13 protein-coding genes are annotated in these 12,802 nt (G+C 70.0%); 8 read left to right on the top strand and 5 right to left on the bottom strand.

Going from position 1 to position 12,802, the window contains the following annotated elements; all coding sequences use genetic code 11:
• The 6 genes from VMI11_15280 to VMI11_15255 form a co-directional block, all read left to right on the top strand.
• Positions 1-370 (top strand): hypothetical protein (locus tag VMI11_15280; GenBank protein HTY73760.1); only part of this gene is annotated, 370 nt, incomplete at its 5' end.
• A gap of 46 nt (positions 371-416) precedes the next feature.
• The gene (locus VMI11_15275) at positions 417-1,109 is read left to right on the top strand and encodes a Crp/Fnr family transcriptional regulator (GenBank protein HTY73759.1); all 693 of its coding nucleotides are present in this window, start codon (positions 417-419) and stop codon (positions 1,107-1,109) included.
• 41 nt (positions 1,110-1,150) lie between these two features.
• Positions 1,151-2,485, top strand: coding sequence for an adenylate/guanylate cyclase domain-containing protein (locus VMI11_15270; protein HTY73758.1), 1,335 nt, complete (start codon positions 1,151-1,153; stop codon positions 2,483-2,485).
• A 30-nt stretch (positions 2,486-2,515) separates the two neighbouring features.
• Positions 2,516-3,769: a beta-propeller fold lactonase family protein gene (locus VMI11_15265; GenBank protein ID HTY73757.1), complete on the top strand. Its 1,254-nt coding sequence runs from the start codon at positions 2,516-2,518 to the stop codon at positions 3,767-3,769.
• Positions 3,770-3,795: 26 nt separating this feature from the next.
• Positions 3,796-4,518, top strand: a complete 723-nt coding sequence (locus tag VMI11_15260) for a response regulator transcription factor (GenBank protein ID HTY73756.1) — start codon at positions 3,796-3,798, stop codon at positions 4,516-4,518.
• The gene (locus tag VMI11_15255) at positions 4,515-5,537 is read left to right on the top strand and encodes an ATP-binding protein (GenBank protein ID HTY73755.1); all 1,023 of its coding nucleotides are present in this window, start codon (positions 4,515-4,517) and stop codon (positions 5,535-5,537) included. The genes VMI11_15260 and VMI11_15255 overlap by 4 nt, the downstream gene beginning before the upstream one ends.
• A gap of 8 nt (positions 5,538-5,545) precedes the next feature.
• On the opposite strand, the gene VMI11_15250 is transcribed toward VMI11_15255, so the two are convergent.
• A complete protein-coding gene (locus tag VMI11_15250) occupies positions 5,546-6,070 on the bottom strand; it encodes a TetR/AcrR family transcriptional regulator (GenBank protein ID HTY73754.1) in 525 nt (174 codons plus the stop codon).
• Positions 6,071-6,259: 189 nt separating this feature from the next.
• Between VMI11_15250 and VMI11_15245 the strand changes: the two genes are divergently transcribed.
• Positions 6,260-7,009, top strand: coding sequence for a maleylpyruvate isomerase family mycothiol-dependent enzyme (locus tag VMI11_15245; GenBank protein ID HTY73753.1), 750 nt, complete (start codon positions 6,260-6,262; stop codon positions 7,007-7,009).
• A 4-nt stretch (positions 7,010-7,013) separates the two neighbouring features.
• Here the strand turns inward: VMI11_15245 and VMI11_15240 are convergent, their stop codons facing one another.
• From VMI11_15240 to VMI11_15230, 3 genes are all read right to left on the bottom strand, one after another.
• Complete coding sequence (locus VMI11_15240; protein HTY73752.1) at positions 7,014-7,877, bottom strand: carbohydrate ABC transporter permease; 864 nt, start codon at positions 7,875-7,877, stop codon at positions 7,014-7,016.
• Positions 7,874-8,722 carry a sugar ABC transporter permease gene (locus VMI11_15235; GenBank protein HTY73751.1) on the bottom strand — a complete coding sequence of 283 codons (849 nt, stop codon included), beginning with the start codon at positions 8,720-8,722 and terminating at the stop codon, positions 7,874-7,876. Before VMI11_15235 ends, VMI11_15240 begins: the two co-directional genes overlap by 4 nt.
• Before the next feature lie 143 nt (positions 8,723-8,865).
• Entirely contained in the window at positions 8,866-10,209 is a 1,344-nt protein-coding gene (locus tag VMI11_15230) for an ABC transporter substrate-binding protein (GenBank protein ID HTY73750.1), read from the bottom strand.
• A 206-nt stretch (positions 10,210-10,415) separates the two neighbouring features.
• On the opposite strand from VMI11_15230, the gene VMI11_15225 reads away from it, so the two are divergent.
• The gene (locus tag VMI11_15225) at positions 10,416-11,186 is read left to right on the top strand and encodes a DeoR/GlpR family DNA-binding transcription regulator (GenBank protein HTY73749.1); all 771 of its coding nucleotides are present in this window, start codon (positions 10,416-10,418) and stop codon (positions 11,184-11,186) included.
• A 59-nt stretch (positions 11,187-11,245) separates the two neighbouring features.
• On the opposite strand, the gene VMI11_15220 is transcribed toward VMI11_15225, so the two are convergent.
• A complete protein-coding gene (locus tag VMI11_15220; GenBank protein ID HTY73748.1) occupies positions 11,246-12,586 on the bottom strand; it encodes an alpha-glucosidase/alpha-galactosidase in 1,341 nt (446 codons plus the stop codon).
• Positions 12,587-12,802 lie beyond the last annotated feature (216 nt).

The raw sequence follows: 12,802 nt of genomic DNA, 5'->3' as shown, positions 1-12,802 counted from the left end.
TTCCGAGCGCTGTCACATGGGTGACAGCGAGCGGCTGGTGGGCGGCGCAGGCTCGGTCGTCGACAGGAACCACCGCGACCCACAGGAGAGCGCCATGCGTACCAGCATCGTCACCCGCACCGTCCTCGGCCTCCTCGTCGTCGTCGGCTCCCTGGTGGGGCTGGCCGGCAACGCCTACGCGATGACCCCGACCCCGCGCGGGGGCACGAGCGCCGACACCCTCCCCGCCTCCGGCACCACGTTCGGCACCGAGCTGCACTGGATGGCGACCGGCGCGGCCATCACTCTGGTCGTCGTCGCCGTCGTGGCCCTTGCGCTCCTCGTCTCGCGGCGTCAGCGTACGGGCGTGCGCCACCTCGAGGCCCAGTGAGCCCGATCTACGTCACCGGCTCGATCCGAAGGGCCGACACCGGGCGATGAGCGGGGAAGCCGTCGCCCGGTTGCTGGCGCGTACCCAGCTGTTCGGCCAGCTCGAGGCAGATGAGCTGGACCGGCTCGCGGGTGAGAGCCGGGTCCGTCGCTACGAGGCCGGGCAGCAGGTCTTCGCCCGCGGCGAGCCGGGCGGCGGCGTGTACGTCGTCGCCGAGGGATCCATCGCCCTGACGGTGACGTCCGAGACCGGCGCCGAGGTGGTGCTCGCCGTGGTGCGTCCTCCACGCTCCTTCGGGGAGCTCTCGGCCATCGATGGCCAGCCCCGGGTCGCGAGTGCGGTCGCCCGGCAGCGCAGCACGCTGGTCGCCGTGCCCAAGGCGACGGTGGCCCGCGTCCTGCGCGAGCACCCGTCCGTCGCGTCCGCACTGCTCATCGAGATGGCGGCGATGATCCGAGCCACCGACGACCGCGCGACCGACCTCGTGCTCAAGGACCTGCGCGGCCGCGTGGTCCGCTTCCTGCTCGACGCGGCGGGTCCACGGCCGCCGGCCGCCGAGGCCGGTGTCGCGGTGCCGGTCGACGTGCGCCTGACCCAGTCCGAGCTGGCCAGCCTGGTCGGCGGCTCGCGCCAGCAGGTCAACCGGATCGTCGTCGCACTCGAGGCCGAGGGATGCGTGCTGCGCAAGGGCTCGCGGATCGTGGCGATCCGACCCGACCTGCTCCGCCGAGGAGAGTGACTGCGTTCCGCACCGACCTGCGGTCTGTCACTGTGAGCGGCGTGCCGACTCGCATGCCGGAGACCCGCTACGCCCGGTCGGGCGAGGTCAGCATCGCCTACCAGACCGTGGGCGATGGCCCAGTCGACGTCGTGTACGTCCCCGGCTGGGTGTCGCACGTGGAGTACGCCTGGGAGCTCCCGCAGCTGGCGGCGGGGTTCGAGCGGTTGGCCACCTTCTCCCGGCTGATCCTCTTCGACAAGCGCGGCACCGGGATGTCCGACCCCGTGTCGACGCACGAGCTGCCCACCTTGGAGCAGCGCATGGACGACGTCCGGGCGGTCATGGATGCCGTGGGTTCGCAACGGGCCGTCGTCTTCGGGGCTTCGGAGGGCGGCAACATGAGCATGCTCTTCGCCGCGACGTACCCCGAACGGACCGTCGGCCTGGTGACCTACGGGAGCACGGCGCGCCGTCTCTGGACCTCCGACTACCCCTGGGCACCGACCTGGGAGGAGCGCCAGGAGGCCTTCGCCGTCGTGGAGCAGAACTGGTTGTCGGGCCTCGGATGGGAGGACGTCGCACCGAGCCTCGGGCCGGCCGAGCTCGCCGAGGTCTCCCGTTACTACAAGCGTTCGGCCAGCCCCGCGGCCGCCCTCGCGCTCATGAAGATGAACACCTTGGTCGACGTCCGCGACATCCTGCCGACGATCGGCACCACCACCGTGGTGATGCACGCCACGGGAGACCGCGACGCGCACGTCGAGGAGGGGCGCTATATCGCCTCGCGCATCCCGGGCGCCCGCTTCGTCGAGTTGCCCGGCGCCGACCACTCGTGGTGGACCGAAAACCGGGACGCGATCGTCGACGAGATCGAGGAGCTCGCCACCGGCGTGCGACCCGCGCCGGAGCCCAACCGGGTGCTGGCGACCGTCCTGTTCACCGACATCGTCGGCTCGACCGAGCGGCTGGGTCGGATCGGGGATCGTAGCTGGACCGAGCTGCTCGGCCGACACCACGCGGCGGTCCGCCGTCAGATCGAGCGTTTCCGCGGGCACGAGGTGGACACGGCGGGCGACGGTTTCCTCGCGACCTTCGACGGGCCGGCACGGGCCGTGCGCGCCGCGGTGGCGATCCGTGAGGTCGTCAGGGACCTGGGCCTGGACATCCGCAGTGGCCTGCACACCGGGGAGTGCGAGGTCTTCGGGGACAGCATCGCGGGCATCGCGGTGCACACCGGCGCCCGAATCGCGGCTCTCGCCGGTGCCGGGGAAGTCCTCGTCTCCTCGACGGTCCGCGACCTCGTGTCGGGCTCGGGCATCACCTTCGAGGACCGCGGCGAGCACGAGCTGAAGGGTGTCGGCCCGCGCCGGGTCTATGCCGTCGTCGCGTCCTGACGCGCGGCCGGGATTCACGAGTCTTACGGGGTGGTGACCGATCCCGCGGAGCCGTTCCTCGCGGTCGCTGGGCGGGCGATGGTGGCGCAGTCCCCGTCCGCCAGGAGGAACCACATGCACCGCCTCATCGCACCCCTCGTCCGCGTCGCCGTACCGGTGCTCGCCGCAGCGTCCGCGGTGGCGCTCGGGCCGGTAGCCGCCCACGCGTCACCGACCGACCAGGGGACGTACGGCGTCCCCGGTGGCACCGCGCTCTTCGTGCAGACCGACGACGTGACCGCCAACTCGGTCATCGCCTTCCGGCGGGGGCCGGACGGCAGCCTCACTCGCGAGGCGACGTACCTGACCGGCGGCAGGGGCGGCGTGGCCGACCAGGCGCCGCTCGACAGCCTCGCCTCGCAGGGCTCGCTCACCTACGACGCCGGGCACGGCCTGCTGTACGCCGTGAACGCGGGCAGCGACAGCATCAGTGTGTTCGGCGTCTCCGGCGACCGCCTTCAGCTGCGTCAGGTCGTCCCCAGCCGGGGGCAGTTCCCGGTCAGCGTCACCGTCCACGGTGATCTCGTCTACGTCCTCGACGCCGGCGGAACCGGTGCGATCGCCGGCTACCGAGTGGCGGGTGGACGCCTCTTCGCCGTCCCGGGGTCGGTCGCCTCCCTCGGCCTCGCCAACGCGGATCCTCCGCTGTTCATCACGGCGCCGGCGCAGATCGGCTTCGACCCGCAGGGCCGGCACGTCGTCGTGACGACGAAGGCCAACAACACGATCGAGGTCTGGACCATCGACCACGACGGCCGTCCGGTGCATCACGTCTCGAACCCCTCGGCGGGCGCCGTCCCGTTCGCGTTCAGCTTCGACGACTTCGGGAACCTCGTGGTGACCGAGGCGGCCACCTCGACGGTGAGCACGTACACGCTCCGCCCCGACGGCCACGTCAGCGCGCTGACGACCTCTGTCGGGGACGGCGGTACCGCGCTGTGCTGGACCGCCACGGCTCGCGGGTACGTCTTCGGCGCCAACGCGGGGTCGGGCACGCTGAGCTCGTACCGCACCGGAGCCGATGGGAGCCTGACCCTCGTCTCGGCCGTCGCCGCGTCCACCGGGGCGGGTCCGATCGACATGACGACCGCCGAGGGCGGGCGCCTGCTCTATGTGCAGGACGCGGTCGCCGGCGAGGTCCAGGGCTTCCGGGTCCACCACGACGGCTCCCTCACCCTGGTGACGACCGTGACCGGTCTGCCGGCCTTCGACGGTGCGGGGATGGAGGGACTGGTCGCCACGTGAGTCGCTCGCGTGCTTCCATGACCGGCATGACGAGGTACGTCCCGGGCGGGGCCGACGGCCCCGCCCGGCCGTACCGCGTCCTCGTCGTGGAGGACGACCCCACCGTGGTGGAGGTCCTCCTCGTCTACCTGCGGCGAGCGGGCCTGGCTGCCGCGCATCTCGCGGACGGCCGTGCCGCCCTCGCGGCGATCGACGCCGACCCCCCGGATCTCGTGCTCCTCGACCTCATGCTGCCGGGCCTGGACGGTCTGGAGGTCTGCCGCCGGATCCGTGAGAGCGCACCCGACCTCCCTGTCGTGATGCTCACCGCCAGGGGCGAGGTGGCCGACCGGATCGTCGGCCTCGAGGTCGGCGCCGACGACTACGTGCTCAAGCCCTTCAGCCCGCGAGAGGTCGTGCTGCGGGTCGACTCCGTCCTGCGCCGCTCCCGCGGCGAGCGCTCGGCGCCGGCGAGGATGCGAGACGGCGACCTCGTCGTGGACACGACCGCGCGTAGCGCGAGCCTTCGCGGCGACATCCTGGCGCTGACCAACCGGGAGTTCGACCTCCTCGCGTTCCTGGTCGAGCACGCGGGGCAGGCCTTCTCGCGGGACGAGCTGCTGCGCCAGGTCTGGGGGTGGGAGATCGGTGACCGATCGACGGTCACCGTGCACGTCCGCCGCCTGCGGGCCAAGGTGGAGCCGGACCCGGCCAGGCCACGCCGGCTGCGGACGGTGTGGGGCGTGGGCTATCGCTGGGACGCGGCGTGAGCAGTCGCCTCGAGGTCGTGGGGCTGGCCCTGTTCAGCTCGGGGCTGGTCTGCCTGCTGGGCGTCCTCGTGTTCCGCCGTCTGGTCGCCAGGTCCCTGCCCCTCGCCGCAGTTCTCGTCGCCGTGGTCCCGACGCTCGCCTTCGCGGTCGGCCTGGTCGTGACCGCGAAGGCGATGTTCCTGTCCGGCCATGACCTGAGGGTCGCGCTCCTCGTCTGCGTGACGGCTGGGGTGGTCTCGGTGGTCGTTGCCCTCGCTCTGTCCTCGCGGGTCGGGACCTTGCAACGCGACCTCGCTCACCAGCAGGAGCAGCTGGAGCGGGAGCGGCAGGTGGAGGCCAGCCGCCGCGAGCTGGTCGCGGGAGTCTCGCACGACCTGCGTACCCCCCTGGCGGGTCTACGGGCCATGGCCGAGGCGCTGGAGGACGGTGTCGTCGACGATCCCGAGCACTATCACCGCCAGATGCGGGCCCAGATCGAGCGCCTCTCGCGGATGGTCGACGACCTCTTCGAGCTGTCCCGGCTGCAGTCCGGAACGCTGTCCTTGTGCCTCGACGTCGTCTCCGCGGGTGATGTGGTCTCGGACGCGCTCGCGGCAGCCGACCCATACGCCCGCGAGCATGGAGTACGTCTGCGCGGGCACGCGGACACAGGTGCCGACGTCCTCGCCGACGAGGCGGAGCTGCACCGTGCGCTGGGGAACCTGGTCGTCAATGCGATCCGTCACACCCCTGCCGACGGTGTCGTCGATGTGTCCGTTGGACGACGAGACGGCCAGGTCGTCTTCTCGGTCGCCGATGAGTGCGGCGGCATCGCCGAGGAGGAGCTGACCCGCGTCTTCGACGTCTCGTGGCGAGGAGACCAAGCCCGCACACCCGGCCGGGACGGCGGTGCGGGTCTGGGCCTGGCCATCGTTCGCGGCATCGCCGAGGCGCACCGGGGGGCGGTCGCCGTGTCGAACCGCGGGAGTGGGTGCCGCTTCGAGCTGGCACTGCCTGCCGGCTCACCCGAGGCCGGCTAGTCCCGGGATCAGCCGGCAGCGGGCGGGAGCAGCCGGTCCACCGCGACGTCGGCGAGCCGGAGCCACCGCTGCCCTCCCGGGTCGTTGCTGACCTGTTGGGAGGCCAAGCCGGTCAGGGTCGCGGTCCACAGATCCAGGTCGGTGGCCTCGGACACTCCCGCCGACTCGAGCACCGCCGCGAAGGCGGCGAGGACCTGTTCGGCGAGACCCATCGACTCCGTCGAGGGCGTGAAGCCCGGCACGGCGTACTGGAACAGCAGCTGGAAGCGGGCGGGCTGCTCGGCCGCGAACGTCACGAACAGACGCGTGGCCAGGCGCAGCAGCTCCCGTGGGTCGACCGGGCGTTCCGCCGCCTCGATCCGACCGAGCAGCTGCCGGTAGCCATCGGCGAACATGAGGTCGAACAGGGCGTTCTTGGACGGCGCGTACTCATACAGCGACGGGGCCTGCATCCCCACTTCGGCGCCGAGGTCGCGCAGCGTCCACCCGGTCAGACCGCGCTGCCGCGACAGGACCCAGGCCGCGTCGAGGATGCGGCGCAGGGTCTGCTGGTGGCGCTGGGCGCGCCGGGACGGCGTAGCCGCCGGCGCACCCGCCTCGCTAACGGCGCTCCTCGATCCCCCACCGGGTCGCTCCTGGTGGGACGTCGTGTGGTCTTGACGACGAGCTAGGCTACCCCCAAACTCCTAACAGCGTTAGGCATTCGCTGAGGGGAGGCGGTCATGGGGGAAGCGACGGCCACGACACCCGCGCTGCCACGCTCGCTCGGCTACACCCGGTGGATGGTGGCCGCGGCCGAGGAGTACCGCCGGCTGGACGACCTCCTTCGCGGGCTGGCCCCGGACCAGTGGCTCGCGCCGACCGACTGTGCCGGCTGGGACGTCCACGACGTCGTCGCGCACCTGGCCGGCGCGGCGGTGAGCACGGCATCGCTCGCGGAACTCCTGCGACAGGCGTGGCGCGCCCACCGGGTGGGAGGGGCCGGTGACCTCGTCGACCGGATGAACCAGCTCCAGGTCCGGGACCGCGCGGGCTGCTCAGCGCAGGAGCTCGTGGGTGACCTCGAGCGCTCCGGTCGGCGCGGCGTCACCGCAAGACGTCGGATACCCCACGTGCTGCGGTCGATACCGCTCCCGTTCGGTCCCCCGCTGGGGACCCGGCCAGTGGGCTACCTCACGGGGCGGGTCTACACCCGCGACGCCTGGATGCACCGCGTGGACCTCGCGCGGGCGACCGGGGCCGACCTCGTGGTGACGCCGGATCACGACGGCGCCATCGTCGAGGACCTGGTCGCGGAGTGGGCCGCCCTGCACGGCGAGCCGTACGACCTGCGGCTGTGCGGGCCGGCGGGCGGACACTGGACCTCCCCGCCGGGTGCCGAGGAGATCCGTCTCGACGCGATCGAGTTCGCGAGGATGCTGTCGGGCCGACGTCCAGGTGAGGGCCTGCTCGCTCGCCACGTGCCGTTCTGACCCGCTACTTGATACCGGTCGTTGCGATCGAGCGGACGAAGTACCGTTGCCCGATCACGAAGAGCAGCAGCACTGGCAGCTGGCTCAGCAGTGTCCCAGCCATAAGGACAGGCCAGTTCGTGTAGTGCGCGCTCTGGAACGTCGACAGGCCAAGCTGCACGGTCATGATGTTCGGCGAGGACGTGACGACGAGTGGCCAAAGGAAGTCGTTCCACACCGACAGGAAGGTGAGAACGGCGAGCGTGCTGATCGGCGGGCCCATGAGGGGAAGCAGGATGCTGCGCAGGATTCGCATGCGATTCGCCCCATCGATGAGCGCAGCCTCTTCGAGCTCGATGGGCAAGGAGAGGAAGAACTGTCGAAGCAGGTAGATCCCGAAGGGCGTGACCAGGTTCGGGACGATGAGCGCCGGCAGCGTGTCGACGAGACCGAGATGCTTGACGATCAGCAGGGTGGGGATCATGACCACCTGGAACGGCACCATGAGCGTCGCCAGCATCGCGAAGAAGACGATGCGGCTTCCCGGGAAGCGAAGGCGTGCGAAGGCGTACCCGGCCATGCTGCAGAACACGATGTTGCTCACGACACACGTCACCGAGACGATCGTGCTGTTGATCAGCCAGCGCCCGAAGGGCGAGTCCGTCCAGGCCACGACGTAGTTGTGCCAGTCCAGGCTCGACGGCAGCTGCGGCGGGTACTGGCGTGTCTCCTCCAGAGTCGAGACGCTGGTGACGAACATCCACACCAGCGGCATCGCCATCAGCACAGCGGTGGGTATGAGCACCAGGTGCCACGCCGACGGGAGCCGCAGTCGCCTCCTGCGGCGCCCGCTCGCTGGTGCCGAGCGCACCGCCTCGACCGCTGTCACCGGGCCTCACCACCCCCGGCTGCCGGATCGCGCGCCACTCGCAGCTGGATGACCGTGATGAGCGCGATCGCGGCGAACAGGACGACCGCGATCGCGGCCGCGTAGCCGGCGTGGAAGAACTCGAAGGCCTGCTCGTAGAGGTAATAGACGACCACGGTGCTCGAGTGCTCGGGCCCGCCCTTCGTCGTCACGTAGACCTCGTCGAACAGCTGGAGGGAATTGATCGTGAGCCACACCAACAGGAATCCGCTGACCGGCCGCAGCAGGGGGACCTGGATCCGCCAGAACGCTCCGCTGCGGGTGCAGCCGTCGATGAGGGCGGCCTCCACCAGGTCTTGCGGGATCCCCTGGAGGCCGGCGAGGAAGATGAGCGCACCGAAACCGACCCAGCCCCAGACCGTCATGATGACGATCGAGTACAGCGACTGGTCGGGCGAGGCGAAGAACATCTGGGTCGGCAGCCCGAGCTTCTGGAGCACGGCGTTGATCAGTCCGTAGCTCGGGTCCATCAGCCAGGTGAAGATGACCCCGGTCGCGACGGTGGAGGTCACCACCGGGATGAAGACCGCGAGCCGGTAGAACGTCATCCCCCGCACCCGCCGGTTCAGGGCCGCGGCGGTGAGGAGCGAGAGCACCAAGGTGATCGGCACGAACAGCGCCGTGTACACGATGCTGTGGTTGACCGAGGCGCGGAAGACGGGGTCGTGGACGAGCAGGCGGTAGTTGTGCAGGCCGACCCAGGTCGGCGGTGTCTGGAGGTCGTTGCGCTGGAACGACAGTGCCACGGCCCAGATGACGGGCACGATGCCGAAGAGCGCGATCAGGAGCACGGAGGGCGAGACCATGGCCCATCCGTTGAGGGCCTCGGATCGACGTCCGCCGAAGCTGCGCCTGGATCGCGTCGATGGGCGTTCGGGGCGTGGCAGGATCGTTCGCGGTCGGCTTGCACGAGCGATGACGGGCGTCTCGCCCGGGCGAAGTGACTCGCTCACGAACCGGCGAGAACTGCCGAGACCTGGCTGCTCGCGGACTTCAGGGCGGCGGCCGGTTGGGACTGTCCCAGCAGGACGCTCTGGATCATCTGCCCGACTGCGGCTGAGACCTCGGCATAGTTCGCGATGTTCGGCCGAACATGCTTGACGTTGGCGAGATTGCTGACGAAGACCTTCTCCGCGGGGTACTTGGTGAGGAAGGTCTGGTAGGCCGGCAGCTGCGTCTCGGACTGACGAAGCGGCAGGTCCCCGGTCGCGATGGCGAAGTCGATGTGCACCTTGGCCGAGGTGAGCCACGAGATGAAGTCCAGCGCCGCCTGGACACGTGGCGCGGAGTGGTCGAAGAGCATGTAGAGGTCAGGTCCCGAGATGGTCTCGTGGTTGCCGTTGTAGCCGGGCAGATAGGTCACGCCGTAGTTCACGTCGCTGTTGATGCTCGACAGGTCCCACGGGCCCGTCCAGAGCATGGCGATCTTGCCGCTGTTGAACAGGTTGATGTAGTTCTGGTTCCCCGTGTCGAGGTAGACGGACTTGTCCGTGACGGCCATGTCGTGCAGCAGCTGCAGGGCGGCGAGACCGGCAGGGGAGTTGAAGACGGGCTTGGTGTTGTCCGCGTTGAGCAGGTCGCCGCCGGCTTGCCACAGCATCGCCAGGTAGCGCCAGACGGTGTCCTCGCTCCCGTCGTTGACGTACGCCCAGCCGTACGTCTTCGAGCTCGGGTTGGACAGCTGCTTGGCGGCTGCGCGGAAGTCCTGCCACGTCCAGTCGTTCGTGGGCGGAGCGACACCCGCCTTGGCGAACAGGTCCTTGTTGTAGACGAGGCTGAGGTTGTCGACGAGCGAGGGGATGCCCACGACCTTGCCGTTGACGGTCGCGGCCTGTCGCTCCGAGGGGAAGAAGTCCTGCCAGTCCAGAGCGGGTGACGTCACCTTGTCGGTGAGGTCGACGAGCTTGGGCTGACGCGCCAGCTGCGCGGCCGACGAGCCGTACTCGTAGGCGACGTCCGGGAAGTTGCCTGCGGTGAATCCGGCCACCGTCTTCTGGAGCGCACTGTCGTTGCCGCCGTTGAAGAGGAGCTTGACCGTCTCCTTGGGGTGCGCGGAGTTCCACTGCGCCACCTGCTTCTTGAGCTCCGCCGCCTCGGCGTCGGTGTAGCCGTGAGCGACGGTGATCGACGTCGAGCCCCCACCGGCACTCGCGCTACCCCCCGCGGAGCCGCTGCTGCTCCCGCCACTGCATCCGGCGGCGCCGAGGGCGGCAGCCACGCCGAGCGCGACGAGCAGGGTCGTGCGGCGGGTCCGCGGGCGGTGCGGACGTCCGGCCGGCTGGACGAGGACCATCAGGGTGCTCCTTCAGACGAGATCGGCCAATCGCGCACATTCGATCGAATCTCGTGCGCAGCCTTGCACGGTGATATCGAGCGGTCAAGGACCCGAACACGGTCTCCGGGCGCTCTCCTGCCGTTCGAATCGGTCGCCTTCGCGGCCGGAAGGTCGATCGCCCGGATGCTCGAAATGAACATCGACGTGCGCGTAAGGTGCGCGACATGCGCCAGGAGGACCGGCTCGGGCAGATCCTGCAGCAGCTCAACCAGCACGGAACGGTGGCCGTGCTGGACCTCGCCGCCCAGCTGGAGGTCTCCGAGGCCACGGTGCGTCGCGACCTCCACCTGCTCCAGGAGCAGAAGCTGCTCACCCGGACCCATGGCGGGGCGGTCGCGTCGGGCGTCCTCTACGAGCTGCCGATGCGCTACCGCGGAGGTCAGCACTACGACGCCAAACGGGCGATCGCCGAGGCCGCCGCGCAGCTCATCCCGCCCGAGGCCACCTCGATCGGGCTCAACGGTGGCACGACGACCACCGAGGTGTCGCGTGCCCTGGCCGTGCGATCTGGCCTGCGGGTGGTCACGAATGCGCTCAACATCGCCTCCGAGCTCGCTGTGCGGTCGAACATCGAACTCGTGGTGTGCGGCGGAAGTGCCCGAGCCGAGTCCTACGAGCTCGTCGGGCCGCTCGCGGAGCTCACGCTGGCCAACATCAACCTGGACATTGCCGTCATCGGCGTCGACGGCGTGAGCGCCGCGGCGGGCTTCACCACCCATCACGAGGTCGAGGCCCACACGAACCGCGCGCTGGTCCGGGCGGCTGAGCGCGTCATCGTTGTCGCCGACTCCAGCAAGGTGGGTCGGCGCGGCTTCGCCAAGATCGTCGACATCTCGGTCGCGTCCGACATCGTGACCGACTCCGGTGTCGACCCGAGCGACGCCGCCGAGCTGGAGCGCCTCGGCCCCACGGTGCACGTCGTCCCGGTCCCCTGAGGTCGACGACGCCGTGCGGACGCGGGTCGGCGCTGCGGCTGGGGCGCACGCGCTGACCATCACGCCCGACGTTCCACGGAGTCGGTGACGAACGGGAGGCGCTCGTTCCTGAGCGCGAGGGGGAGCCGGTCCCGGTGTGCCTGGGTCATCGCGTCGCAGAGCTGCCAGATCTCGTCGACCGTCAGCGCGGCCGCCGTCGCGGGGTCGACCATCGCGGCGAGCCGGACCAACCGCGGATCACCGTCGACGGCCGCGCGCACGGTGAGCTCTGCCACGTTGAGGAAGGAGCGGTTCAGCGCCGCGCACTGTGCAGGGAGGTCACCCATGGCCACCGGGTGGACGCCGAGCTCGTCGACGTAGCACGGCACCTCCACCGCAGCCCCGCTCGGCAGGTTCGAGATGAGCCCCCGGTTGGGGACGTTGGCGTGGATGCGTCGCGTGGTGCCGGTGACGATGCTGTGGATCACCTGCGGCGCGTACTCCGTCGCACCGTCGTGAACCTCGATGTCGCGACCCGCGACGATCGCGTCGCGGGTCGCCTGGAAGGTCGCGGCGTTCTCCTCGCTGATGTCGAGATAGACCCCGATCGGGATGCGCAGGCGCTCGATCTCCGCCTCGTTGTGCAGGTACCAGGGCACGTACTCGCTGGAGTGCTCGCTCGTCTCCGTCGGGTAGTAGCCGATCCGCTTGTACATGTCGACCCGTACCCGCCGCCGCAGCTCGGGGTCGTCGCGGATGCGCTCGTCCAGCAGCGGGTACAGGTCCCGTCCGTCCTTCTCCAGGCGCAGCAACCACGCCTGGTGGTTGACACCCGCCGAGTCGTAGGAGACTGCCTCGTGGTCGACCCCCATGACCTCGCACAGGCCCCGCACGGTCCAGTAAACCGAGTGGCAAAGGCCCACCGTCCGGATCGAGGGCGCCCTCAGCGAGGCGTACCAGATGTTCATCGCCATCGGGTTGGTGTAGTTCAGCAACCAGGCGTCGGGGCACACCTCCTGCATGTCCTCGAGGATCTGGTCGAGGACGGGGAAGGTGCGAAGGGCACGGAAGATGCCGCCGATGCCGAGCGTGTCGCCGATGGTCTGGCGCAGCCCGAAGCGGGCCGGGACCTCGAAGTCGGCCCGTGTGGCGTCAAGACCTCCTACGGCCACCGTGTTGATGACGAACCGAGCACCCTCGAGCGCCGCACGACGGTCGGCGAAGGTCGACACCGTGGGCGAGGTTCCGGTTGATCGCGCGACCGACCGCGCAACCCCCTCGGCGGTGCTCAGCCGGTCCGGGTCGATGTCGTGCAGACGCAGGTCCACGGGACCGAGGTCGGGGAAGCGGAGGATGTCGGCGACGAGGTCGCGTGTGAACTCCACGCTCCCGGCCCCCACGAACGTGACGGCGGTGGTCATGGTCAAGGTGACTGCCTTGGATTTCGCTAGGCGGAATGACGTTTCGCCAGACAGACCGTAACTACCTCTGGACCCCGTCGTCAACGGTTGGCGGGGGGCTTCGCAAGGATCGTTCCCAACCAGTGACAATTGCGGTCCCCTCCGCCCCGGCGCCGGTGGTCGGCCGTTGGACGACGAGCTCCTTCTAGCTCGGGGACCGGGTCGGGGCCACGGGTC

Source organism: Actinomycetes bacterium (assembly GCA_035506535.1).
Taxonomy (GTDB): domain Bacteria; phylum Actinomycetota; class Actinomycetes; order DATJPE01; family DATJPE01; genus DATJPE01.
This window is presented reverse-complemented; position numbering and strand designations above follow the sequence as displayed.

What these genes read in the sequence shown, in the direction of transcription:
- VMI11_15230 (HTY73750.1), bottom strand. Translation starts at nt 10,209, where the DNA reads ATGGTCCTCGTCCAGCCGGCCGGACGTCCGCACCGCCCGCGGACCCGC.
- VMI11_15225 (HTY73749.1), top strand. Translation starts at nt 10,416, where the DNA reads ATGCGCCAGGAGGACCGGCTCGGGCAGATCCTGCAGCAGCTCAACCAG.
- VMI11_15260 (HTY73756.1), top strand. Translation starts at nt 3,796, where the DNA reads ATGACGAGGTACGTCCCGGGCGGGGCCGACGGCCCCGCCCGGCCGTAC.
- VMI11_15220 (HTY73748.1), bottom strand. Translation starts at nt 12,586, where the DNA reads ATGACCACCGCCGTCACGTTCGTGGGGGCCGGGAGCGTGGAGTTCACA.
- VMI11_15235 (HTY73751.1), bottom strand. Translation starts at nt 8,722, where the DNA reads ATGGTCTCGCCCTCCGTGCTCCTGATCGCGCTCTTCGGCATCGTGCCC.
- VMI11_15275 (HTY73759.1), top strand. Translation starts at nt 417, where the DNA reads ATGAGCGGGGAAGCCGTCGCCCGGTTGCTGGCGCGTACCCAGCTGTTC.
- VMI11_15245 (HTY73753.1), top strand. Translation starts at nt 6,260, where the DNA reads ATGGGGGAAGCGACGGCCACGACACCCGCGCTGCCACGCTCGCTCGGC.